The sequence below is a fragment of the Streptomyces sp. AK010 genome, assembly GCF_014207295.1.
Taxonomy (GTDB): Bacteria; Actinomycetota; Actinomycetes; order Streptomycetales; family Streptomycetaceae; genus Streptomyces; species Streptomyces massasporeus.
In genome coordinates, this window is record NZ_JACHCX010000001.1 from 403784 (window position 1) to 425381 (window position 21598).

At 72.9% G+C, this 21598-nt stretch carries 20 protein-coding genes and 3 pseudogenes; 10 read left to right on the forward strand and 13 right to left on the reverse strand.

Going from position 1 to position 21598, the window contains the following annotated elements; translation table 11 throughout:
• Nucleotide 1: 1 nt before the first annotated feature.
• The 4 genes and pseudogenes from gnd to HDC93_RS38040 all read left to right on the forward strand — a co-directional run.
• Entirely contained in the window at nucleotides 2–886 is an 885-nt protein-coding gene (gnd, locus tag HDC93_RS01865; RefSeq protein ID WP_184907646.1) for a phosphogluconate dehydrogenase (NAD(+)-dependent, decarboxylating), read from the forward strand.
• A gap of 3 nt (nucleotides 887–889) precedes the next feature.
• Nucleotides 890–1477 carry a histidine phosphatase family protein gene (locus tag HDC93_RS01870; protein WP_185006476.1) on the forward strand — a complete coding sequence of 196 codons (588 nt, stop codon included), beginning with the start codon at nucleotides 890–892 and terminating at the stop codon, nucleotides 1475–1477.
• A 58-nt stretch (nucleotides 1478–1535) separates the two neighbouring features.
• On the forward strand, nucleotides 1536–1697 hold the full coding sequence (locus HDC93_RS38035) for a hypothetical protein (protein WP_260419348.1): 162 nt from the start codon (nucleotides 1536–1538) through the stop codon (nucleotides 1695–1697).
• Between the two features lie 124 nt (nucleotides 1698–1821).
• Nucleotides 1822–2265: pseudogene (locus tag HDC93_RS38040) on the forward strand (membrane-associated oxidoreductase); the annotation flags it as partial.
• On the opposite strand, the gene HDC93_RS01880 reads toward HDC93_RS38040, so the two are convergent.
• Nucleotides 2252–4048, reverse strand: coding sequence for a bifunctional sugar phosphate isomerase/epimerase/4-hydroxyphenylpyruvate dioxygenase family protein (locus HDC93_RS01880; protein ID WP_185006478.1), 1797 nt, complete (start codon nucleotides 4046–4048; stop codon nucleotides 2252–2254). The pseudogene HDC93_RS38040 and the gene HDC93_RS01880 overlap by 14 nt on opposite strands.
• A 14-nt stretch (nucleotides 4049–4062) precedes the next feature.
• Nucleotides 4063–4938, reverse strand: coding sequence for a shikimate dehydrogenase (locus tag HDC93_RS01885; RefSeq protein ID WP_185006479.1), 876 nt, complete (start codon nucleotides 4936–4938; stop codon nucleotides 4063–4065).
• A 142-nt stretch (nucleotides 4939–5080) separates the two neighbouring features.
• Between HDC93_RS01885 and HDC93_RS01890 the strand changes: the two genes are divergently transcribed.
• Entirely contained in the window at nucleotides 5081–5746 is a 666-nt protein-coding gene (locus tag HDC93_RS01890) for a TetR/AcrR family transcriptional regulator (protein WP_185006482.1), read from the forward strand.
• A 165-nt stretch (nucleotides 5747–5911) separates the two neighbouring features.
• Nucleotides 5912–7270 carry an MFS transporter gene (locus tag HDC93_RS01895; protein WP_185006484.1) on the forward strand — a complete coding sequence of 453 codons (1359 nt, stop codon included), beginning with the start codon at nucleotides 5912–5914 and terminating at the stop codon, nucleotides 7268–7270.
• Nucleotides 7271–7402: 132 nt separating this feature from the next.
• Here the strand turns inward: HDC93_RS01895 and HDC93_RS01900 are convergent.
• Nucleotides 7403–7808: pseudogene (locus HDC93_RS01900) on the reverse strand (VOC family protein).
• 236 nt (nucleotides 7809–8044) lie between these two features.
• Between HDC93_RS01900 and HDC93_RS01905 the strand changes: the two are divergent.
• Nucleotides 8045–9274 (forward strand): serine hydrolase, encoded by a 1230-nt coding sequence (locus HDC93_RS01905; protein ID WP_185006486.1) that lies wholly within the window; start codon nucleotides 8045–8047, stop codon nucleotides 9272–9274.
• A gap of 6 nt (nucleotides 9275–9280) precedes the next feature.
• On the opposite strand, the gene HDC93_RS01910 is transcribed toward HDC93_RS01905, so the two are convergent.
• The 3 genes from HDC93_RS01910 to ribA all read right to left on the reverse strand — a co-directional run bounded on the left by HDC93_RS01910 (nucleotide 9281) and on the right by ribA (nucleotide 12292).
• Entirely contained in the window at nucleotides 9281–10438 is a 1158-nt protein-coding gene (locus tag HDC93_RS01910) for a saccharopine dehydrogenase family protein (protein ID WP_185006488.1), read from the reverse strand.
• A complete protein-coding gene (locus HDC93_RS01915; protein ID WP_185006490.1) occupies nucleotides 10428–11489 on the reverse strand; it encodes a saccharopine dehydrogenase in 1062 nt (353 codons plus the stop codon). The genes HDC93_RS01910 and HDC93_RS01915 overlap by 11 nt, the downstream gene beginning before the upstream one ends.
• Nucleotides 11490–11632: 143 nt before the next feature.
• The gene (gene ribA / locus HDC93_RS01920) at nucleotides 11633–12292 is read right to left on the reverse strand and encodes a GTP cyclohydrolase II (RefSeq protein WP_185006491.1); all 660 of its coding nucleotides are present in this window, start codon (nucleotides 12290–12292) and stop codon (nucleotides 11633–11635) included.
• 41 nt (nucleotides 12293–12333) lie between these two features.
• Here ribA and HDC93_RS01925 point away from each other — a divergent pair, with 41 nt between their 5' ends.
• Nucleotides 12334–13062 (forward strand): creatininase family protein, encoded by a 729-nt coding sequence (locus HDC93_RS01925; RefSeq protein WP_185006493.1) that lies wholly within the window; start codon nucleotides 12334–12336, stop codon nucleotides 13060–13062.
• A gap of 149 nt (nucleotides 13063–13211) precedes the next feature.
• Here HDC93_RS01925 and HDC93_RS38045 read toward each other — a convergent pair.
• The 5 genes and pseudogenes from HDC93_RS38045 to HDC93_RS01945 all read right to left on the reverse strand — a co-directional run.
• Nucleotides 13212–14282, reverse strand: a pseudogene (locus HDC93_RS38045) (lysylphosphatidylglycerol synthase transmembrane domain-containing protein); the annotation flags it as partial.
• Entirely contained in the window at nucleotides 14279–15217 is a 939-nt protein-coding gene (locus HDC93_RS01930) for a class I SAM-dependent methyltransferase (protein WP_185006940.1), read from the reverse strand. The gene HDC93_RS01930 and the pseudogene HDC93_RS38045, both read right to left, overlap by 4 nt.
• 266 nt (nucleotides 15218–15483) lie before the next feature.
• Entirely contained in the window at nucleotides 15484–16689 is a 1206-nt protein-coding gene (locus HDC93_RS01935) for a glycosyltransferase family 4 protein (protein WP_185006495.1), read from the reverse strand.
• Nucleotides 16686–17084, reverse strand: coding sequence for a 6-carboxytetrahydropterin synthase (locus HDC93_RS01940; RefSeq protein WP_030843501.1), 399 nt, complete (start codon nucleotides 17082–17084; stop codon nucleotides 16686–16688). The genes HDC93_RS01935 and HDC93_RS01940 overlap by 4 nt, the downstream gene beginning before the upstream one ends.
• A 171-nt stretch (nucleotides 17085–17255) precedes the next feature.
• Nucleotides 17256–18236, reverse strand: a complete 981-nt coding sequence (locus HDC93_RS01945; protein ID WP_185006497.1) for a zinc-binding alcohol dehydrogenase — start codon at nucleotides 18234–18236, stop codon at nucleotides 17256–17258.
• Between the two features lie 108 nt (nucleotides 18237–18344).
• Here HDC93_RS01945 and HDC93_RS01950 point away from each other — a divergent pair, with 108 nt between their 5' ends.
• Entirely contained in the window at nucleotides 18345–19106 is a 762-nt protein-coding gene (locus HDC93_RS01950) for a CDP-alcohol phosphatidyltransferase family protein (RefSeq protein WP_185006499.1), read from the forward strand.
• Between the two features lie 20 nt (nucleotides 19107–19126).
• Here the strand turns inward: HDC93_RS01950 and HDC93_RS01955 are convergent, their stop codons facing one another.
• Nucleotides 19127–19507: a helix-turn-helix domain-containing protein gene (locus HDC93_RS01955; protein WP_185006501.1), complete on the reverse strand. Its 381-nt coding sequence runs from the start codon at nucleotides 19505–19507 to the stop codon at nucleotides 19127–19129.
• Nucleotides 19508–19635: 128 nt separating this feature from the next.
• On the opposite strand from HDC93_RS01955, the gene HDC93_RS01960 reads away from it, so the two are divergent.
• On the forward strand, nucleotides 19636–20037 hold the full coding sequence (locus tag HDC93_RS01960) for a RidA family protein (RefSeq protein WP_185006503.1): 402 nt from the start codon (nucleotides 19636–19638) through the stop codon (nucleotides 20035–20037).
• 8 nt (nucleotides 20038–20045) lie between these two features.
• Here the strand turns inward: HDC93_RS01960 and HDC93_RS01965 are convergent, their stop codons facing one another.
• Nucleotides 20046–21578: an ABC transporter substrate-binding protein gene (locus HDC93_RS01965; RefSeq protein ID WP_185006505.1), complete on the reverse strand. Its 1533-nt coding sequence runs from the start codon at nucleotides 21576–21578 to the stop codon at nucleotides 20046–20048.
• Nucleotides 21579–21598: the final 20 nt, after the last annotated feature.

Below are 21598 nucleotides of genomic sequence, written 5' to 3' on the forward strand. Positions count from 1 at the left end.
CATGCAGATCGGTCTTGTGGGTCTCGGCAAGATGGGCGGCAACATGCGCGAGCGTCTGCGCAACGCCGGCCACACCGTCATCGGCTACGACACCGACCCCGAGAAGTCCGACGTCGCCAGCCTGGCCGACCTCGTCAACCAGTTGGAGGCGCCGCGCACGGTCTGGGTCATGGTCCCGGCCGGCGACCCCACCCAGCACGTCATCGACCGTCTGGCGGACCTCCTCAAGCCGTACGACACGGTGGTCGACGGCGGCAACTCCCGCTGGACGGACGACGAGAAGCACGCCGAGGAGCTGAGCAAGCGCGGCATCGGCTTCGTCGACGCGGGCGTCTCCGGCGGCGTGTGGGGACTGAAGAACGGCTACGCCCTGATGGTCGGCGGCGAGAAGGAGTACGTCGACCGGCTGCGGCCGATCTTCGAGGCGCTCAAGCCGGAGGGCCCGTACGGCTTCGTCCACGCGGGCAAGGTCGGCGCCGGGCACTTCGCGAAGATGGTCCACAACGGCATCGAGTACGCGATGATGCAGGCCTACGCCGAGGGCTGGGAGCTGCTGGAGGCCGTGGACTCGGTGGACAACGTCCGCGAGGTGTTCCGCTCCTGGCAGGACGGCACCGTCATCCGCTCCTGGCTCCTCGACCTGGCGGTGGACGCCCTGGACGAGGACGAGCACCTGGAGGAGCTCCGGGGCTACGCCCAGGACTCCGGTGAGGGACGCTGGACGGTGGAGGCCGCGATCGACAACTCCGTACCGCTGCCCGCGATCACGGCCTCCCTCTACTCCCGGTTCGCCTCCCGGCAGGACGACTCGCCGCAGATGAAGATGATCGCGGCGCTGCGCAACCAGTTCGGCGGCCACGCCGTCGAGTCCGCGAAGAAGGCGTAGGACGTGGGTGATCTGCTGCTGGTCCGCCACGGCGAGACGGAGTGGAGCCGGAGCGGACAGCACACCAGCTTCACCGACCTGCCCCTCACCCCGCACGGTGAGGAGCAGGCCGCCTCGCTCGCCCCGCTCCTCGCGGACCGCTCCTTCGCACTGGTCCTCACCAGCCCGCTCGGCCGAGCGGTGCGCACCGCCGAACTCGCTGGCCTGACGGGGGCCGTGCGGGAGGCGGACCTGCACGAGTGGCACTACGGCGCCTACGAGGGCGTCACCACCGAGGAGGTGCACCGCACCCGCCCCGACTGGGACCTGTGGACCGACGGGGGGCCGCCCGGCCCGGACGGCGAGCCCGGCGAGTCCCCCGAGGAGGTCGGCGAACGCGCCGACCGGGTGCTGGCCCGGGCGGAGAAGTCGCTGCCCGATGGCGACGTGATGCTGGTGGCGCACGGCCACTTCCTCCGCGTCCTGACGGCCCGTCGGCTGGGCCTGTCCCCGGCGGAGGGACGGCTGTTCCGGCTGGAGACCGGGACGGTCAGCCGGCTGTCGACCGAGCACGGGCGGCCCGTGATCGCGGAGTGGAACGCCCGGGCGTAACGAGCCCCGGCCGGAGGTGAGTTGACACCTCCGGCCGGGCACGTCAGAGTCCCGGCTGATGGAGACCGACGACATGACACCCGCCGAGGAGCGGGTGTGGCGCGCCTTTCCGCGGAGGCAGGACGTGGACTTCCGGGCGGCCGGCGAGGACCCGGCACGGGGCGCGGACTGGGGCCCCGACCGGACCGTACGGGCGGCTGCGGTACGGGCCTGCTGCTGAGCGCCCCGCAGGAGGACGGGGAGATGCCGCCCTCAGACTGGCCGGCGCGCGGATCACGGGGGAACTGCTCCTCCATGACGCCGACCTCGACCACGCCGTGCGCCTCGGCCCGAGGGTTATGTCCCCGCACGCCTACCAGCAGTTGACCGCCGCCTACCGCTGGAGCGGCGACGACCCCGCCGCCCGCCTGGTCCAGCTCGCCAAGCAGCGCCGCCGCCGCACCCTGCCCTGGTACGGCCGGCTGTGGGGCAATGCGCAGGAAAACGCCACCGTCGGCTATGGCTTCCGCCCCCTGCGGGCGGCGGGCTGGCTGGCGTCCCTGCTCCCGGTCGGCTCGCTCGCCTACGCGCTGCACCACCCCGCGCCGCTGAAGGCGGACGAGGCACCGCAGTCCAACCCGGTGTTCTACCCCCTCGACCTGCTGCTGCCGGTGATCTCCTTCGGACAGGAGGCCGCGTTCGCCCCCGCCGACGGCTACCAGTGGCTCTCCTGCACCCTGGTGCTCACGGGCTGGATACTCGCCACCACCGTCGTCACCGGCATCACCCGGACCGTCAGCCGCCAGTGAGCGCCCGTGCCGTGTGCTGCGCGGCCAGCCGCACCGGGGCGTTGGCGGCGCCGTAGCCCCGGTAGCGGCCGTCGCGCTGGACCAGTTCGAAGAAGACCCGGCCGACGGTGCGGGTGTAGCAGTGGCGGAAGACGCCGTGGTCGTCGCGGTCGTAGAGGATGCCGAGGTCGCGGTAGGTCTCCAGCTCGCCGTCGGCGAACTCGAAGCGGGCGGCGAGGTCGTCGTAGTAGTTCGCGGGCACCGGCAGCAGGCTGCCGCCCGCCTCGCGGAACCGGCGGGCCGCGGCGACCACGTCGTCGGTGGCCAGGGCGATGTGCTGGGCGTGGACGGTGTCGTCGGTGGGCGCGGCGCCGACGGTGAGGGCGATCCGGACGCTGCCGTCGGGGTTGGTGACGGCCCGGCTGCGCATCAGACCGTAGGGGTCGGCGACGTCCACGCTCTCCTGGGCGTGCAGGCCGAGCACGCCCCGGTGGAAGAGGGCCGCCTCGTCGAAGTGGTGCCAGGGCTGGGTGAGGGCGAGGTGGTCGATGCCTCGGATGCCGGCCTGCGCCGGGGGCATGCCCGTGTTCTCGAAGTCGGCCCGCCAGTCGGGCAGTTCCGGGCGTCCGGTGGCGCAGAAGAACAGCTCCGTGCCGTCGGGGGCGGCGACCGCGTCCAGCGGGGCGTCCTGCGGCGCGCGGCGGCGCGGCAGTACGGGCGCGAGCAGGGCCTCGGCCCGCCGGGCGGCTCCGGCCGGGTCCGGTGACTCCAGCCCGATCGCGGCGAGCCGGGTGCCGTCGCGGCGGACGGCGGTCCCGGTGTTGACCAGGACGCGGGCTTCTCCCTGCTCCCACAGGGCGACGGGCTTGCCGCGATGGCGGGCGGTGCGGGTGAAGCCCAGGGCGCCGAGCAGGGCGGCGAGGGGCTCGGCGTCGGGTGTGACCAGCTCGGCGAAGGCGACGCCGGTGGGGACGACGGGGTCGGGCAGCGGGGCCCTGCCCACCGTCTCCTGGAGGACCAGAAGGGAGCGCCGGGCGTCGACGGCGGTCGGACCGGCGTCGGCCTGCCGGAACACGTCGTTGAAGACCTCCAGGGAGAGCGGGCCGTCGTAGCCGGTGGCCAGCACCTGGCGCACCAACCCGGCGACGTCGAAGCCGCCCTGGCCGGGGAAGCAGCGGTAGTGGCGGCTCCACTGCAGGACGTCCATGGCCAGCAGCGGGGCGTCGGCGAGCTGGAGGAAGAAGATCTTCTCGCCGGGGATGTCCGCGATGCCCTTGGGATCCGAGCCGCGCGAGAGGATGTGGAAGCTGTCCAGGCAGGTGCCGAGCGCGGGGTGACCGGCCGTCTCCACGATGCGCCAGGCGTGGTCGTACGTACTGACCTGCCGTCCCCATGCCAGCGCCTCGTAGGCGACCCGGACGCCGGACTCCGCCGCCAGGTCGGCGAGCCGGCTCAGCTGCTCGGCGGCGAGGGCGTCGTCGTCGACCGCCTGCGGGGAGACGCTGGAGCAGACCAGGACGGTGTCGGCGCCGAGCCGGCGCATCAGCTCGAACTTGTGCCGGGCCCGCCGCAGGTTCCGGGCGAACTCCGCCTCGGGGACGGCCTCGATGTCCCGCATCGGCTGGTAGAGGTCGATGCGGAGGCCGAGGTCGGCGCAGCGGGCGCGGATGTCCTCGGGGGTGAGGGGGCAGGCCAGCAGGTCGTTCTCGAAGATCTCCACCCCGTCGAAGCCGGCCCGGGCGGCGGCGTCGAGTTTCCCGGTGAGGGAGCCGCTGAGGGAGACGGTGGCGATGGACGTACGCACGTCGGTACCTCTCTCTAGTTCGGAGCTCCGACGGCCCCGGCCAGTTCGGTCAGGTCCGCCAGCATCCGCGCGGCGTCGGGTTCCCGGCCGGTGAACAGGCGGAACGCGTCGGCGGCCTGGAAAGCGGCCATGCCGCCGCCGTCGAGGGTGGCGCAGCCCAGGGCGCGGGCGGTCCGCAGCAGCTCGGTCTCCAGCGGGCGGTAGACCACCTCGGCCACCCACAGCCCGGAGTGGAGCAGCTCGGCGGGCAGGGGCAGGCCGGGGTGGGCGGCCATGCCGGTGGGGGTGGCGTGCACGATGCCGTCGGCCCGGGCGAGCAGCTCGGTCTGCCGGTCCGGGGAGGCGGCGGCCGCCCGGCCCTCTCCGAAGGTCCGGTTCAGGGCTGCGGCCAGGGCCGCGGCCCGCTCGGGCAGGGCGTCGACGACGGTGACCCGTCCGGCGCCGAGGGTGAGCGTGGCGTGCGCGACGGCCGCCCCCGCACCGCCGGCGCCCAGCTGCACGACCCGCTCCAGCGGCGCGTCGGGCAGTCCCCGGGCGAACGAGGCGGCGAAGCCGGTGACGTCCGTGTTGTGGCCGACGGCCCGGCCGTCCTCGAAGACGACGGTGTTGACCGCACCCAGCGCCTCGGCCTGCGGGGCGAGCGCGTCCAGGTGCTCGATGACGAGCTGCTTGCAGGGGTGCGTGATGTTGAGTCCGTCGAAGCCCAGGTCGCGGGCGGACCGCACCAGGTCCCCGACCGCCTCGGGCGGCACCCCGACGGTGTCGATGTCGATCAGCCGGTACACCAGGCGAAGGCCCTGCCGGTCCGCCTCCCGCTCGTGCAGTGCCGGACTGAGTGACGGGCCGATGCCGGAACCGATCAGTCCGACGAGATACGACTCCTTGGGCACGCGCGCCTCCCGAGCGGCTTACTAATGTACGAACTAGTACGTTAGCTATATCAGCCGAGCACGGGCTGGGGAAGACCCCATGGGCGGACGGGCCCCTGCTCCTAGAATCACCGGCACCGGACCCTCCGCCCGAAGGAACCTGATGACCAGCGTCGAAGAACCGGCACGATCCGGCGAGCGCATCCGTGACGCCGCCCGCACCCGGGCCGAGATCCTCGACGTCGCCACCCAGGAGTTCGCCCGGGCCGGCTACGACGGCGCCCGGGTGGACGAGATCGCCGCCCGCACCCGCACCACCAAGCGGATGATCTACTACTACTTCGGAGGCAAGGAGCAGTTGTTCACGGCCGTGCTGGAGCGCGCGTACGGCGTGATCCGGGAGGCCGAGCAGGAGCTCGACGTCGACCACCTGGACCCGGTGGCGGCGATTCGGCGGCTGGCCGAGCTGACCTTCGACCACCACGAGCAGCACCCGGACTTCATCCGCCTGGTCAGCATCGAGAACATCCACGAGGCCCACCACATCGCCGGCTCCGAGAAGCTCGGGAAGATCGGCTCCCCCGCCTTGGACGTGATCCGCCGGATCCTGGCGTCGGGCCAGGAGTCCGGCCTGTTCACGGCCGACGTCGACGCCGTCGACCTGCACGCGATGATCTCCTCCTTCTGCTTCTTCCGGGTCTCCAACCGGCACACCTTCGGCGCGCTGTTCGGCCGCGACCTGCTCGACGGGGCGCGGCGCGCGCACTACCGGGCGATGCTGGGCGACATGGTGATCGCGTACCTGACGGCGGAGCGCTCGGCCGGCTGAACGCCCGGCGCACCACCCCTTGACACCGGCGGCACACGGGCGCAGCATCTCTGGCCATCCCCCTACTAACTACCCAGTGGGTTAATTAGCCGCGATCCGGCACGTCCCCTCTGCTCGTCCGTCGCCCCGCTCCGCTTTAGTGTGGAGCCCCCCGAAGGAGCCGCCGTGTCCGTCCCCGCCATGCCCTCAGGGTCCGCCGCCCCGCCCGGCCAGCCCAGGAAGGCCGCCACCGCCGCCTGGATCGGCAGCGCCCTGGAGTACTACGACTTCTTCATCTACGGCAGTGCCGCCGCGCTGATCTTCCCCGAGGTGTTCTTCGACGAGTCCGACCCGGCGACCGCGACCCTGCTGTCACTGGCCACGTTCGGCGTCGCGTACGCCGCCCGCCCGGTGGGCGCACTGGTGCTCGGTCACTTCGGGGACAAGCTCGGCCGCAAGAAGATCATGGTCTTCACGCTGATGCTGATGGGCCTGTCGACGTTCCTCATCGGCTGTCTGCCGACCCGCGACCAGGTCGGCTCTCTCGCCCCCGTCCTGCTGGTGCTGTGCCGGGTGCTGCAGGGCATCTCGGCGGCGGGCGAGCAGGCCAGCGCCAACTCCATGACGCTGGAGCACGCGCCACCGGACCGGCGCGGCTTCTTCACCAGCTTCACCCTCAGCGGCACCCAGGGCGGCCAGCTGCTGGCCACGCTGGTCTTCATCCCGGTCGCCGCGCTGCCCGAGGACCAGTTGCTGTCGTGGGGCTGGCGGCTGCCGTTCTGGCTGAGCGTCGGGGTCGCCGTCGCCGGCTGGGTCATCCGCCGCAAACTGGACGAGACCCCGGCCTTCGCCCAGCAGGCCGCCGAGGAGGGTGTGGTCAAGCTGCCCCTCGTGATCCTGCTCCGCGAGCACTGGGCGGACGTGCTGCGGGTGATCGCCGGCGCGCTGATCGCCTCGGTCAGCACGATCTTCACGGTGTGGGCACTGGCGTATGCCACGAGCGACGCGGTCGGCATGTCGCGTACGGCCATGCTGTGGGTGGGCGCCCTGGCCAATGTCGTCGCGCTCGCCGCGATCCCGCTGTGGGCGACGCTGTCCGACCGGATCGGGCGCCGCCCGGTGTTCCTGATCGGTGCGGCCGGCAGCGCGGTGACGATGTTCCTGTACCTGTGGGCGGTCTCCACGGGCTCCTACCCGCTGACGTTCCTGACGGGCATCGTCTGCTTCGGCGTCGTCTACAGCGCCGCCAACGGCGTGTGGCCCGCGTTCTACGGCGAGATGTTCGCGACCCGGGTCCGGCTGTCCGGCGTGGCCATCGGTACGCAGATCGGTTTCGCGGCGGCCGGGTTCGCGGTGACGTTCGCGGCGCAGATCGCGGGGCCGGGGGGTGACGACTGGTCGGCGGTCGCGCTGTTCACCGCGGCGTTGTGCGTGCCGCCGGTGATCGCGGCGGTGTCGGCGCGGGAGACCCACAGGGTTCCCACGGAGTCGCTGGGGGAACGCGCCGAACCCGGGGTTGTGCAGCCGGAGAGGGTGACGGCCTGAGGCCATCATGTCCTGCTGCCGGGCCCCTCGAGGGCTCGGCAGCCGGTGGTTGTGCGTCGGGTGCGGGTGCGTGGGGGCCGGTCGCGCAGTTCCCCGCGCCCCTCGGGCGCCGTGCCCCGAGCCTCGATGGGTTCAGCTGCTGGACCAGGCCCGGCGGCACAGGACCAGGCGGTAGCCGTCCGGGTCCTCGATGGTGACCCCCCACTCCGTCCAGTACGGGTTGGGGGACTCCACCCGCTTGCCGCCGTGCTCCTCCGGGCGGGCGACCAGGTCGTCGGGGACGGGGCCGTCCACGTGGACGACCAGCAGGTCCTCCTCCGTGGGGCGGGGTTCCACCGGCCGGGCGGGTTCGTGCACGAGTGCGCCAGTCGGCGTCGGGCCAGCCGAGCATCAGCAGGTCGTGCTCCTCCGGTTCGTCCCCGCCCTCGGCCCGCCACAGCACGCCGAGTCCGAGCCCTCCGCCCCCGAACCGCTCGGCCGCCGGGAGGTCCCTGGAGGGACGGGCGACACGGATGTGGCCGCGACCGTTCACGGGCATCGTGACCTCTTCTCCTGACGTCCTGACCGGGGCGGCGACCCGAGCCTGGGGAACCCGCCTCCCCCGGACCATCGGCCATCGGTCCTGCGTCCCCAACCTCACGGGTCAGACACCTAGGGCCGTCGCTCACCCGCTCTTGCGCGATCATGGACCGTTCCTGCACCCCGATGGGGTCTGAGGCGGTCCGGGCGGGGTATGCCGGATCTCACCTCGACGAGCGCGACGGGAGACGAGCCATGGCACAGCTGCGACAAGAGGTCGATCCGGGTGAGGCCGGGCTGGATCCGCAAATGCTGGGCCGCCTGGACCGGCACTTCGCCCGGCTGGTCGACGAAGGACGTCTGCCGGGCTTCCTGGTCTCCGTGGCCCGGGGCGGGCGCGTCGCCCACCTCGCGACGCACGGCCGACGCGACATCGCGGCCGGGCTCCCGGTCGAAGCCGACACCCTCTGGCGGGTCTACTCCATGACGAAGCCGGTCACCGCGGTCGCCGCGCTGCTGCTCGTGGAGGAGGGCCGGCTGTCCCTGGACGACCCGGTCGCCGACCACCTGCCCGCGTTCGCCGACCCCCGGGTCTACGTCGGCGGCTCCGGGGCCGACGTCGAGACCCGCCCCGCCGACGGCCCCATACTCGTCCGGCATCTGATGACCCACACCTCGGGCCTGACCTTCGGCTTCTACCACGCCCACCCGGTCGACGCCCTGTACCGCGAGGCCCGCCTGGAGTCGTCGGTGCCGCCGGGCGCGGACCTGGCCGAGACCATCGAGGTGTACGCGAGCCTGCCGTTGCAGTTCGAGCCGGGCACCGAGTGGAACTACTCGGTCGCCGCCAACGTCCTGGGCCGGATCATGGAGGTCGTGTCCGGGCAGCCGCTCGACGTGTTCTGCGCCGAGCGGATCTTCGGACCGCTCGGCATGACGGACGCGGGCTTCCACGTCACGGACGCGCAGGCGCCCCGGCTCTCCGAGATGTACGGGGAGAAGGAGGGCGGCGGCATCGAGCCGATCCCGGGGCTCCCGCTGCGCGGCCGGCCACGGTTCCTGTCGGGCAGCGGCGGCATGGTGTGCTCGGCCCACGACTACCACCGCTTCATGGAGATGCTGCGCCGCCGGGGCGAACTCGACGGCGTGCGGCTGCTCGCCCCGCGGACCGTGGACCTGATGACCCGCAACCACCTGCCCGGAGGAGCCGACCTGCGGGCCTTCGGCAGCCGCCCCGCCCATGACGAGCCCGGCAACGAGGGGCTCGGCTTCGGCTTCAACTGCTCCGTGGTGATCGATCCGTCCCGCACCCTGGTGCCGACCGGGCTCGGCGCCTTCGGCTGGAGCGGGGTGGCCACCACGACGTTCTGGGTCGACCCGGGCCGCGATCTGACGGTGCAGTTCATGACGCAGGTGCGGCCCAGGACCTCCCACTCGGTCTTCAAGGACCTCAAGCGGATGGTCCACGAGGCCCTGTCGGACTGACGCCCGCTACCGGTCGACGCGGAGGGTGAACTCCACTCCGTCCCGGGCGAGTTCCCGCAGCCATTGCTCGGACCTGGCGGCCGCCTCGGCGGCGCGGTTCAGGCCCGGCGGCAGGGAGCCGTCCAGGATGTGACGGACCCCGAGAGCGAGGGTCCGCGAGACACAGCGGGCCATCGCGCTCTCCTCCGCGTCGCCCACCAGGTCCAGCAGACAGCCGCCCGCCCAGGTCCGCCCGGACTCGGCCCGCACGTCCAGCGACACGGCGAGGACGACCCGGTCGTGGTCGTCGTCGGTGGTCGGGTAGGCGGCGGCCAGTTCCCGGGCCAGGGCGGCGATGCGGTCGTCGTCACCGGCCCTGAGCTCCTCGAAGACACCGTCCCAGGCGCGCAGCCAGCCCTCCAGCCGCAGGGTGCCGCGCACGAACGTCCGTGGTGTCCAGGCGTCCGGCAGCCCGTACTGCGCGACGAACGGGACGCTGTCGCGGTTGGGGTAGACCTCGAAGGTCTCCCCGTCGACGACATGCCGCCGGGTCGCCTCCCACGGCCGCTCGGCGACGGTCCGCGCACCGTCCTCGATGTAACGCGCCGGGGAGCGCAGGGCGTTGAGGACTCCCGCGGGTGCCCAGCTGAAGCGGTACGTGAAGTCGTTCGGGACGGCGGGGACTCCGCCGCAGTACGACGTGAGGGTGTACGAGGCCGGCGTGTCGTCGCCGATGGCCTCCCGCGCCCGGGCGACCAGGGCATGGGCGAAGAGGTGGTCGATGCCCGGATCGAGCCCGGCCTCGGTGAGGACGACGAGCCCGGCCTTCGCAGCGGCCGGCACCTGCTCCAGCACCGCGTCCGACCCATAGCTGGAGCACGCGAAGTGCGCCCCCTGCCGTACGCACTCCGCGAGGAGCGGGGCGTGCTCGGGGGCGGGCAGCATCGACACGACGACATCGCCCGGAGCGAGTTCGGCGGCGAGCGCGGACAGCGTGTAGGCGCGGGGCTCGGCCCGTCCGGTGAGGCCCAGCCGGCCGAGGGCGTCGGCGGCCCGGCTCTCGGTGCGGTGCCAGAGCCGGACCCGCTCGGCCGTGTCGCACAGCGCCGCGAGACCGCTGCCCGTGGACAGGCCGGCGCCGATCCAGTGGACGGTGCCGCTCGCCGCCGCCGGTTCAGTGCTCAAGGGACTCCCCCTTGTCGAGGCCGTGGGCGCGGGACGCGTCACGGAACCGGTCCAGGCAGCGCCCCCAGGGTCCGGAAACGCCGAAGTCGAGCAGCTGGGGCAGGAGGGCGGCCGAGAAGTCCGCGCTGGACTCCAGCGGCAGCAGGGAGGGCAGGTTGTCGATGGCGATGAGGTCGAGCGGGGGTGCGTCGCGCAGCCGCCGTACGGGCTCGTCCCAGGAGGTGGTGTCGTCGTACACCGGGAGGACGTTGAGCGGGGAACCGACGTCGCAGGTCACGTCGCACAGGGTGCGCAGGCGGCGGTCCGGGGTGTCGAGGTCCCGCTCGCGCAGGAAGGGCGGGACGGGGGTGGTGGCGAGCACCGCGTTCACCATCAGGTCGTGCCGCAGCAGGGCCGGTCGGTCCAGGTCCCGCGTCTCGGCGAGGTCCCAGCAGGTGGGGTCGACACCGGCGGTGGCGAAGGCCGCGCGGGCACCGCGGCCGCTGCGGCCCAGGGCGCCGATGACGAGGCCCGTGAACTCGGCGTCGTCGTCGGCGGGCTTCAGCGTCTCGTCCAGGTCTTCCTTGGTGGTCGGCGTCAGAGGCGCCCGCAGCCGGCCCCGCTGCCGGAGCACGGCGAGGGCGGCGCCCAGGTAGCCGGCCCAGAAACCGAAGGCGGCCAGGCGTCGTCCGGTGTCGTCCACCAGGTACTCCAGGTCGAACAGCGCCCCGCCCCCGGCGGCGAACCGGCCCAGCAGGTCCGCCGCTCCCGGCTGGTCCTTGTAGGCGTGGCCGAAGAAGATGTGCCGGTGCGTCAGCTCGGCGGGGTCCTCGGGCAGTTCCTTCAGGCCGAGCACGACGACGTCCCGAGGTGCCGTCACCCAGGAGCCCGCCGGGGCGACGCGGCAGCCGGCCGCCTCGTACTCCTCGATCGGGAAGACCCGCTGCGGGGACTCCTCGACGGTCAGTTCCACTCCGTTCCCGACGAGCCGCCGGGCGTCGTCGGGAACGATCGGAGTGCGTCGCTCGGTCGTGCGGGCCTCGTGGCGCAGCCACAGATGGAGCTCGGTCATACCTGGTGGGCCTCCGGCGTGAGGCGTCGGCCGCTGGGGGGCCGGCGCTCAAGGGGCGGACACCCACGAAGCGTACGCGGCCCGCCTGCGGGTCGCGCACGGATTCGCCCAGGTCACGTCGGGAACCGGAACCGGCCGAGCAGTCAGGAGGAGCTGACCACCGCGTCCAGGTGGGGCAGGTGGTGGTCGAGCCGCTCCCGCTTGGTGCGCAGATAGGTGATGTTGTTCTCGCAGGGCGGGATCAGCAGCGGGACCGTCTCGGCGACGGTGATGCCGTGATCCACCAGCGCCTCGCGCTTGCGCGGGTTGTTGGACATCAGCCGCACGGACCGCACGCCCAGGTCGTCCAGGATCCGGGCGGCGACGCCGTAGTCGCGGGCGTCGACCGGCAGGCCGAGGGCGAGGTTGGCCTCGACGGTGTCCAGGCCCTCCGCCTGCAGGGCCATCGCACGGAGCTTGGCGAGCAGGCCGATGCCGCGGCCTTCATGCCCTCTGAGGTAGACCACGACACCGGCTCCTTCGGCGACGACCGCGCGCAGGGCGGCGTCTAGCTGGTCGCCGCACTCGCAGTGCTGGGAGCCGAAGGCGTCGCCGGTCAGGCACTCCGAGTGCAGCCGGATGAGGACATCGTCCGTGCCGATCTCCCCGTAGACCAGCGCCACCTGTTCGTCACCGCGGTCGTGGTCCAGGTAACCGACCGCCTGGAATTCCCCGTACACGGTGGGCAGGGGGGCATTCACGACGCGTTCCACGCCTGTCCGCTGCGTCGACTTCTTGCCGAGTACGCCAACTTTTTCTGTCATGATTCTCGAGTTCCTAAGCAGAGACGAAAGGCCGTGACGTTATGAGTGATCTGGTGCCGGCGGACACCACGGAAGACGTACGGACGCGGGGCGCCGGTGTCTCACGGCAGGTCGCGGTGCTTCCCGTGGGGAGCTTCGAGCAGCACGGTCCGCACCTCCCGCTGGCGACCGACACCCTCGTCGCCTGTGCCGTCGCGCGGGAGATAGCCGGCGCGTACCCGGTGCGCCTCCTTCCTCCGGTGACGATCTCGTGCTCGCACGAGCACGCGGCCTGGCCGGGGACCGTCAGCATCTCCTCGGTGACCCTTCATGCGGTGGTACGGGACATTGCGGCTTCGCTGCGCCGCTCCGGGGTCGACACGCTGGTGGTGGTCAACGGGCACGGCGGCAACTACGTACTGGGCAACGTGGTTCAGGAATCCTCCGCCCGCGGCGAGCGGATGGCGCTCTTCCCGGCCGCGGAGGACTGGGAGGCGGCGCGCGAGCGGGCGGGTGTGGTCACCTCGCTGCTCACCGACATGCACGCGGGGGAAATCGAGACCTCCATCCTTCTGCACGCTCATCCCGAAATGCTCCGACCCGGTTATGAGACTTCCGATTTCGTCGCTGACGACCGGCGTCATCTGCTCACCCTCGGCATGTCCGGCTATACCGATTCCGGTGTCATCGGCCGTCCTTCGCTGGGTTCGGCGGAAAAGGGGAAGGAACTCCTGGCGAGCCTCGCGGATTCCTTCGGGGCGTATTTCTCGATGCTGACCTCCGACGCGTAGTCACCCTGCGGCGCGGGGGCGGGTGCCGGGGCCCGAGCGGCGGCCCCGGCCCGCACGCCCGCGTACCAGCGGGCGACGAGCACGATCAGGCCGGGCAGGCTGGCCACGAGGCTGAGCACCCCGTAGACGACCGCGACGGCCAGCCCCCGGCCGGCGCCCAGGCCCGCGGCGCCGAACGCCCAGGCGGTGACGCCCTCCCGGGGTCCCCAGCCGCCGACGTTGAGCGGCAGGCCCATCGCCAGCAGGGCGAGAACGGCGAGGGGCAGCAGGACGGCCACGGAGGCGGCGGTCCCGGCGACACGGGCGGCGAGTACGAACATCGCGACGTAACCTGCCAGCACCACCACGGAGGAGACAACCACTCCGGGCCCGTTCTCCCGTGACAGCAGCCCGTGGCGGGTTTCGGCGAGGGCCGCGCGCAGCCTGCGGCCACGCCGGGAGGGTGCCGTGCGGTTCATGCGCAGGGCCAGGACGACGGCGAGTGCCCCGAGGACGGCCAGGGCCGCGAGCGGGGCGATGTGCCGGGCCTCGCTCAGCACCGGGGACGGCATGGTCAGCAGGACGACGGCCCCGACGGCGAACAACGCGATCTGCCCGGCGGCCCGTTCGAGGACGACGGCCTTCACGCCCCGCCGCACGTCCCCCTCGCTCTGACCGTGCCGCACGGCCCGGTGCACATCGCCGAGGACGCCGCCGGGCAGGGCCGCGTTCAGGAACAGGGCGCGGTAGTAGTCCGCGACGGCCGGCCCGAACGGCAGCCGGATCCTGAGTCCCCGGGCCACGATCGCCCACCGCCACGCGCTGCACCCGGTGGTGACGAGGCCGATGCCGAGCGCGAGCAGCAGCGACATCCCGTCGATCCGCCGCAGCCCGTCCAGGAAGACACCGGTGCCGAGCCGCCAGAACAGCACACCCAGGATGGCGGTTCCGGCGACGGTGCCGAGGTGCGTACGGACCTTCGGCGAGCCGAGGCGGGCCAGGGCCGTACGGAGAGGGCCGAAGACCGACGCACCGGTACCCACCGGGGCTTCGGCCTTCCGGCCCGGGGCGGCGGGCTCGCTCCGGGCACCTGCGGCCGGGCGCGGCACGACCGCGTCCGCCCGGGCCGTGACCGCCGCACCGGATGCCGCGGGCCCCCGGACACCGCCCGCGTTCGCGGGCACACGGGGGTTCCCGGTGGGCGTGGTGCGCGGGCGCGTTCCCGTCGCCTGGGGGCTCATGACGCTCCGCCCCCCGGGCGGGACAGGGCCAGGAGGTCGACGTGGTGGACGGTGACGCGCAGCTCGCCCGCGGCGAGGGCGGCCAGCCGGTTGGTCAGGTAGACGTCGGCCTCGGCGCGCAGCTCGGGGCGCTCCTCGACGGCGGCGCCGACCCAGCCGCGCAGCCACTGCTCGGTGAGCGCGGCCTGCTCGGGGCCCAGCCGCCAGGGGCTCGGGTGCAGCCGTACGGTCGCGCCGTGCCCGGAGAACGCCTCGGCCGCCGCCGTGACCGCGTCGGGGCCGAGCAGGTTGTCGCGCCGCTGGTGGTCGTTGAACGCCTGGGTCAGCTCGGCGTCCAGCGGGTGGGGCGGGGCCAGTTCGACCCGCCCCGCGACGGACAGCGTCAGCAGGGCGGGGCAGCCGGCGCCGGTGCACGCGGCGGCGAGGGTGTCGATCTCCTCCCGGGTGAGGACGTCCAGCAGGGCGGACGCGGTCACCAGGGACGCGCCTTGCAGGGCGTCCGGGGTGAGGCGGGCGACGTCGCCGCGGCGCGTCTCCACGGTGACCCGGCTGCCGTCGGCGGCCGAGCGCGGAGAGGAGACGGCGGCGAAGTGCAGCAGGTAGGGGTCGCGGTCGTGCAGGATCCAGTGCTGGGCGCCGTCCAGGCGGGGCGCGAGCCAGCGGCCCATCGAGCCGGTGCCGCAGCCCAGGTCGTGGATGACGACGCCCGACTTGCCCGGCATGTTGGCGAGCCGGATCCGCAGCGGGTCGAGCAGGTCGTGCGCCCGCCCGGCGGCGTCGGCCGGTTCCCGCAGCTCCAGCCACTCGGGCGCGTACCGGGGCGGATCGTCCGGGCCCGCCTCACGCAGCTTCACGGTCGGCCGCGCGCCGGGCTTGCCACTGGGGCCGGCGCCGGGGATGACGGCGCCGGGGACGCGCCCCGGGCCGAACGCCACGCTGGAGCCGAGACCGGGGGCCGCGGCGTGCTCGGTCGACCGGGCCGCGGACTCGCCGCCGATGCCCACGCCTGGGAGCGCGGCCTCGGCGACCTGGCCCCGCCCGGACTGCCCGCCGGAAACCGCGCCTTGAACGCCCGCTGCGAAGGCCTGCCCCGAGCCGGGCTTCGTGCCCGGCACCGCGCTGTCCGTCACGCCCGTGACCTCCCTCGGTCCGGGCTGCGCCGGAATCGCCCCGCCCTGCTGGGTCGTCGTCGCCGGGTTCGTCATTCGGCCCTCCGGGGTTCGGTCGGGAGCCGGCGCAGGACCGCGGCCAGGCTCTGTGCGGTCGTCGCCCAGCCGCCCAGGGCTGCGCGGCGGCTGCGGGCGGCGGCCTTCAGGCGGCGTCGTACGTCCGCCTCGCCGAACCAGCCGCGCAGTTCGGCGGCGATGGCGGCGGGGTTCTCCGGCGGGACGAGGATGCCGGGCACCCCGCCGTCGGGCGCGCGGCCGACCGCCTCCGGCAGCCCGCCGACGTCCGTGGCCATCACCGGGATGCCCCGGGCCAGGGCCTCGGTCACCGCCATGCCGTACGTCTCGGCGTAGGAGGTGAGGACCATCAGGTCGGCGGTCGCGTAGGCGGCGTCCAGCGCGGGGCCGGACTTCGGCCCGGCCAGCTCCAGCCGGTCCTGGAGGCCGTGCTTCTCGATCAGGGACCGCAGATGGGCGACGTACTCCGGTTCCTGGGTCAGGCTCCCGACGCACACGCAGCTCCACGGCAGGTCGCGCACCGCGGCCAGTGCCTCCACCAGCCGGTGCTGGCCCTTGCGCGGGGTCACGGCGGCCACGCACAGCAGGCGCGACACCCCGTCGGTGCCGGGCGCGAGCGGCGCGATGTCGGCGCCGGGGGCGGCGACATGGACGCGCTCGGGGGGAAGGCCGTGGTGGGCGACCAGGCGGCGGACCGCCCAGTCGCTGGTGGCGATCACCGCCGGCACCGCCCGCAGCACCGTCCGCTCCTTGGCGTCCAGCTCGGCGGCCACCTCCGCGTCGAGCCCCGTCTCGTCGCCGAGCGGGAGATGGACGAGGACGGCCATGCGCAGCCGCTCCGCCTCGGGCACCACGATCTCCGGCACGCCGCAGGCAACCAGCCCGTCGAGGAGCACGACGGCCCCGTCGGGCAACGCGGCCAGTGCACCGGCCAGTTCCGTACGGGCGTCGGCTCCCGGCCGGGGCCAGTCGCCGGCCACGGCGAGCTTGGTCGCCTGCCAGCCGAAGCCGGGCAGGTCCAGGCACACGCGCCGGTCGTAGGCGTTGCCGCCGCTCGGCGCCGTCGGGTCGTCGACGCCGCCCGGCAGCACGAAGTGCACGGTGCGCAGGGACATGGGAATGATCTCGGCGTTCTTCAGGGAGGCGTGCTGCACGGGAACATAATTCAGCCGCGCCGTCGCCGGTCCCGGCTGCCCGGGCCGTTCGATCGTCGTGTCGGTCACAACGCACGCTCGTAACTCGCCCAGGCGATGTGCGACTCGTGCAGCGTGACGGTGAGGCCCGCGATGCCCTTGGCGCCCTCGCCCAGCGCCCCCTTGTGGATGCGCTCGGCGAGCCGGTCGGCGATGACCTTGGCGAGGAACTCCGTGGAGGTGTTGACCCCCGCGAAGTCGGGCTCGTTGTCGAGATTGCGGTAGTTCAGCTCGCTGACGACCGCGCCGAGCTCCTGGGTGGCCAGCCCGATGTCGACGACGATGTTGTCCTCGTCCAGCTGCTCGCGCCGGAACGTGGCGTCCACGAGGAACGTGGCCCCGTGCAGGCGCTGGGCCGGTCCGAAGACGTCGCCACGGAAGCTGTGGGCGATCATGATGTGATCGCGGACGGTGATGCTGAACAACGGACGACCCTCCAGGTGCGGCGCGTCTGCTCCCCGCTCTCGGGTGCCGGGGATGCCGAGTAGTACGGCTCGTTGCCTTCCCCTGTTCAGCCTTCCGTACGTCTTTTCTGAGGTCAGGCGCTCTTGCCGTGGCGACGTCGTACCGGATGGAACGAATCGTCGGCTGATGCGTCAATCGCTCTCGTCGTAACGGACGCGGTGGCACAGCGCGGGGACCTCGCCGGAGACGAGCCTCGGCAGCACCTCCGGCAGTTCCTCGAAGGGGGATTCGCCGGTGATGAGGGCGTCGAGCGCGGGGGCGGCGAGCAGGTCCAGGGCGACGGCGAGCCGGTCGGCGTAGGTGCGGTTCGGGCGGGCCGGGGAGACGGTGCCGACCTGGCTGCTGCGGATGACGAGCCGCCGGGAGTGGAAGGCCTCGCCGAGCGGGAGGCTGACCCGCCGGTCGCCGTACCAGCTGAGTTCGAGGACGGTCCCCTCGGCGGTGAGGAGTTCCAGGGACCTGGCGAGGCCCTGTTCGGTGGCGCTGGCGTGTACGACGAGGTCGCGGTCCCCGTCGGCCTCCTCGGGGGTGGCGAAGCCGACGCCGAGCGCCTCGGCGATCTTCGCGCGGGACGGGTCGGCGTCGACCAACTGCACGCGGACGCCGGGGAACCGGGCAAGGAGGGCGGCCACCGAGCAGCCGACCATGCCGCCGCCGACCACGGCGATCCGATCGCCGACCAGGGGCGCGGCGTCCCACAGGGCGTTGACGGCGGTCTCCACGGTCCCGGCGAGCACAGCCCGCCCGGCGGGCACGGTGTCAGGGACGGGGGTGACCGCGGTCGCGGGGACGACGTAGCGCGTCTGGTGCGGGTAGAGGCAGAACACGGTGCGGCCCTTGAGCGCGGCGGGCCCCTCCTCCACCACGCCGACGCTGAGGTAGCCGTACTTCACCGGGCCGGGGAAGTCGCCCTCCTGGAACGGGGCGCGCATGGCCGTGTGCTGGCTGACGGGCACGCCGCCGCGGAAGACCAGCGTCTCGGTGCCGCGGCTCACGCCGGAGAAGAGCGTGCGCACCAGCACCTCGCCCTCGCCGGGCGCCGGCAGGGCGACGTCCCGGATATCGCCTCGCCCAGGCGAGTCGATCCAGAACGCGCGTCCGGTGTGCTTCATCGAAGTCCTCCTGAACGATCGGGAAGCTGCTTGCGTACCGAGGGGTGCACAGGCCGCGCACAACGTAGCGGCGTTGATCGACTCTGTCACACGGCCGGAGGGTGTTCGGTGGCCCTGAACAACACTTACGACGCGAGGCTCGTACAGCAGGAGACCGCCCTGGGGGCGGGTGTGCAGGTCCTGCTGCTGGCCCTGATCGGCACGGCGATCGGGATGGGGCCGGCGGGCTGGCTGAGCGGCCTCGCGTTCGCGATCGCCACCTGGGCGGTGCTCTCCCGGGCCCTGCACCGCTCGCGGCTGCGCTCGTTCGGCGCGGCCAACCGGGTCACCCTGGGCCGGGCCACCCTCGTCGGCGGGGTCACGGCCCTGGTCGCCGACTCCTTCCAGAGCTCACCGCCGGTGTCACTGTTCGTCGGTCTGACGGCGGTGGCGCTGATCCTCGACGGCGTCGACGGCAAGGTCGCCCGCCGCACCGGCACCTCGACCCCGCTGGGGGCACGCTTCGACATGGAGGTCGACGCGTTCCTGATCCTGGTGCTGAGCGTGTACGTGTCGATGCAACTGGGCCCGTGGGTGCTGCTGATCGGCGGCATGCGCTACGTCTTCGTCGCCGCGGCCAAGGTGTGGCCCTGGCTGACCGCCTCGCTCCCGCCGAGCACCGCCCGCAAGACCGTCGCCGCCCTCCAGGGCGTGCTGCTGCTCCTGGCGGGCGCCGGTCTGCTGCCGTACGCGGCCAACTTCGGGGTCGCGGCCCTGGCACTGGGCCTGCTGGTCTGGTCGTTCGGGCGGGACGTGCTGTGGCTGTACCGGACCTCGCGGATCGAGGAGCAGGCCGCTCCCCGTCAGGTGCGGGAACTGGTCGCGAGCTGACGCCCGGCCGGCCTCGCCCGTCAGGTGCCGAAGCGCCCTCGGGCCGCCTCGATGTGCGGGAGGTACTGGTGGGTCCAGCCGCAGATCGCGTCGACCGTGGCACGCAGGGCGCGGCCCGGTTCGGTGAGCGTGTACTCGACCTTGGGCGGCACGGTGGGGTGCACCTTCCGGTCGACCAGGCCGTTGCGCTCCAGCATCCGCAGGTTCTGCGTGAGCATCTTGTGGCTGACGCCCTCGACCTCGTCGCGCAACTCGCTGAAACGCAGGGTGCGTTCCCCGAGCACCTCGATGATCAACAGCGCCCACTTGTTGGCCACGTCGGAGAAGATCTCCCGGGCCAGGGAGTCCGCCCGCCGCAGGTCCGCGTTCTCGGGCAGGTCTCTCAACTGCTTGGTCACCATCTGGTTCCCCAGTCACCGAAAAGTGCGTTCTTCCAGGCCGGCGGTCACTCTCCTACGGTTTCCGAGTAACCGCAAGAGAGCACGGGCCCCTTGCCCGCGGTCCGTGCCCGACGGAAGGAACACGCACCATGACCACGCTCGACGTCTACGACCACGGCATCCCGGCCGAGGGCCACTTCGGTTACACCCAGGCGATCAGGTCCGGTGACCTGGTCCACGTCTCCGGGCAGCTCTCGTTCGACGAGGCGGGCGCCTTCGACCCCGAGGACGACGTCGCCGCCCAGCTCGAGCAGACCTACGTCAATCTCGACAAGGTCCTGGCCCACTACGGCGCCACCCGCAACCAGATCGTCTCCCAAACGCTGTACGTGGTGGACCTGGTGCGCAACGCCGAGGCGGTGGCGAAGGGCAACCGGACCTACTTCGGCGCCCATCGCCCGGTCAGTACGGCCCTGGGCGTCACCGAACTGACCTTTCCCGGGCAGCTCGTCGAGATCGGCTGCGTGATCGACATGGGGCTGCCCGCCTGAGACTCCGGTCAGTGTCGCGTTCGCGTCCCGATGCCCACCAGGGTCCGCTCGTACGGGTCGAGCAGCACGCCCCGGACCTCGGTGGAGACACCGGCGACGATCCGCTGGTGGGCCAGCGGCACGACCGCGTCCGTGCCGAGGATCTCGGCCTCGGCGACCATGGCGGCGTCCTGCCGCTCACCGCTGCCGTCGGTCCTGACGGCCTCCGCTACCGCCCGGTCGACCTTCTTGTCACACAGTCGGGCCAGGCTGTAGCCGCCGTCGCAGGTGTAGTCGCTGCCGAGGACACCGACGGGGTCGCCGGTGTCCAGGAGGCTGTTGCGGGCGCCGATGAACGCGTCGAACTTCCCGGCGAGCGCGTCGCTCTCCAGCCGTGAGTACTCGCGCACCTCCAGCTTCACCGTGAAGCCCGCCTTGCGGAGCTGCTGTTGCACGACCTGGGCGACCTCGGGGAGTTCGGGCCGGTTGTCGTAGGTCGCGAGGGTGATCGACGCACCGTCGGGCCGGGCGGCCTTCGCGCGCCCGGCCGGCTTCACCCGCTTGCTCTCGGCCCAGGTGACGGCGGGTCCGAAGATGCCGGCGCCCGGGTCGGCGTAGCCCTCGAAGACGCCCTTGACGAGGGCGGAGGAGTCGATCGCCGTGCGGGCGGCGGCGCGCAGCTCCGGGTCCTTGAACGGCCCGGTCCGCGTGTTGAGCTGCAGGCTGGTGGTTCGGGTGGTGCCGGCTTCCTTGAGGGTGGGCTTGTCGAGTGTGGCGGCCTGGGCGGCGGGGATCGCCTCGGCTATGTCGACGTCGCCGGTGCGGACGGCGTTGGCGCGTGCGGTGCCGTCCTTGACGAAGCGCGCGTCGATGCCGGAGGCGTGGGCGAGGCCGCCCCAGTAGTCGTCAAAGCGGTCGAGCGTGGCGGAACCGCCGCCGTTGACCTTGGTGATCTCGAAGGGCCCGGTGGCGGTGCCGACGGGGGTGGGGGCGCCCGGCCGCTCACCCTTCTTGCCGTACGCCGCCGGGGAGAGGATCGCCAGGCTCGGACCGGCCAGGCGCATGGGCAGGACGGGGTCGGGCGCGGCGGTGGTGACGCGGACGCCGCTGTCGCCGTCGGGCTCGGCGCTGAGGGTGACTCCGGCGAGGGCGGTGGGGGCGGGCCGGGCCTTCGTGGCGTGGGTGAGCGCGGCGGCCACGGCGGCGGGGGTGACGTCCGTGCCGTCCTGGAAGGTGGCCTCGCGCAGGGTGAACCGCCAGGTGCGGTCGTCCTCCCGGCGCCAGGACCGGGCGAGCGCGGGGGCCGCGGCGCCGTTGGCGTCCAGAGCGGTCAGCCCCTCGGTGACGCCGAGCCGGCTGAGCAGCGTGGCGTCGGCTCCGTACGGCGAGAAGTTCTCGGCGGGCGGGAAGGCGAGGGCGACGCGCAGCCGCGGCCCCGCCGGCCCGCCGCCCGCCGACGACTCCCCGCCGGGGGAGGCGAAGCAGCCGGTCAGACACGGCACGAGGGCAAGGGCGGTGAGGAACCGGAGGCGGCTCTTGATGCTCTGAGGACGCACTTGCACAGGATAGGCATCAAGCGGAA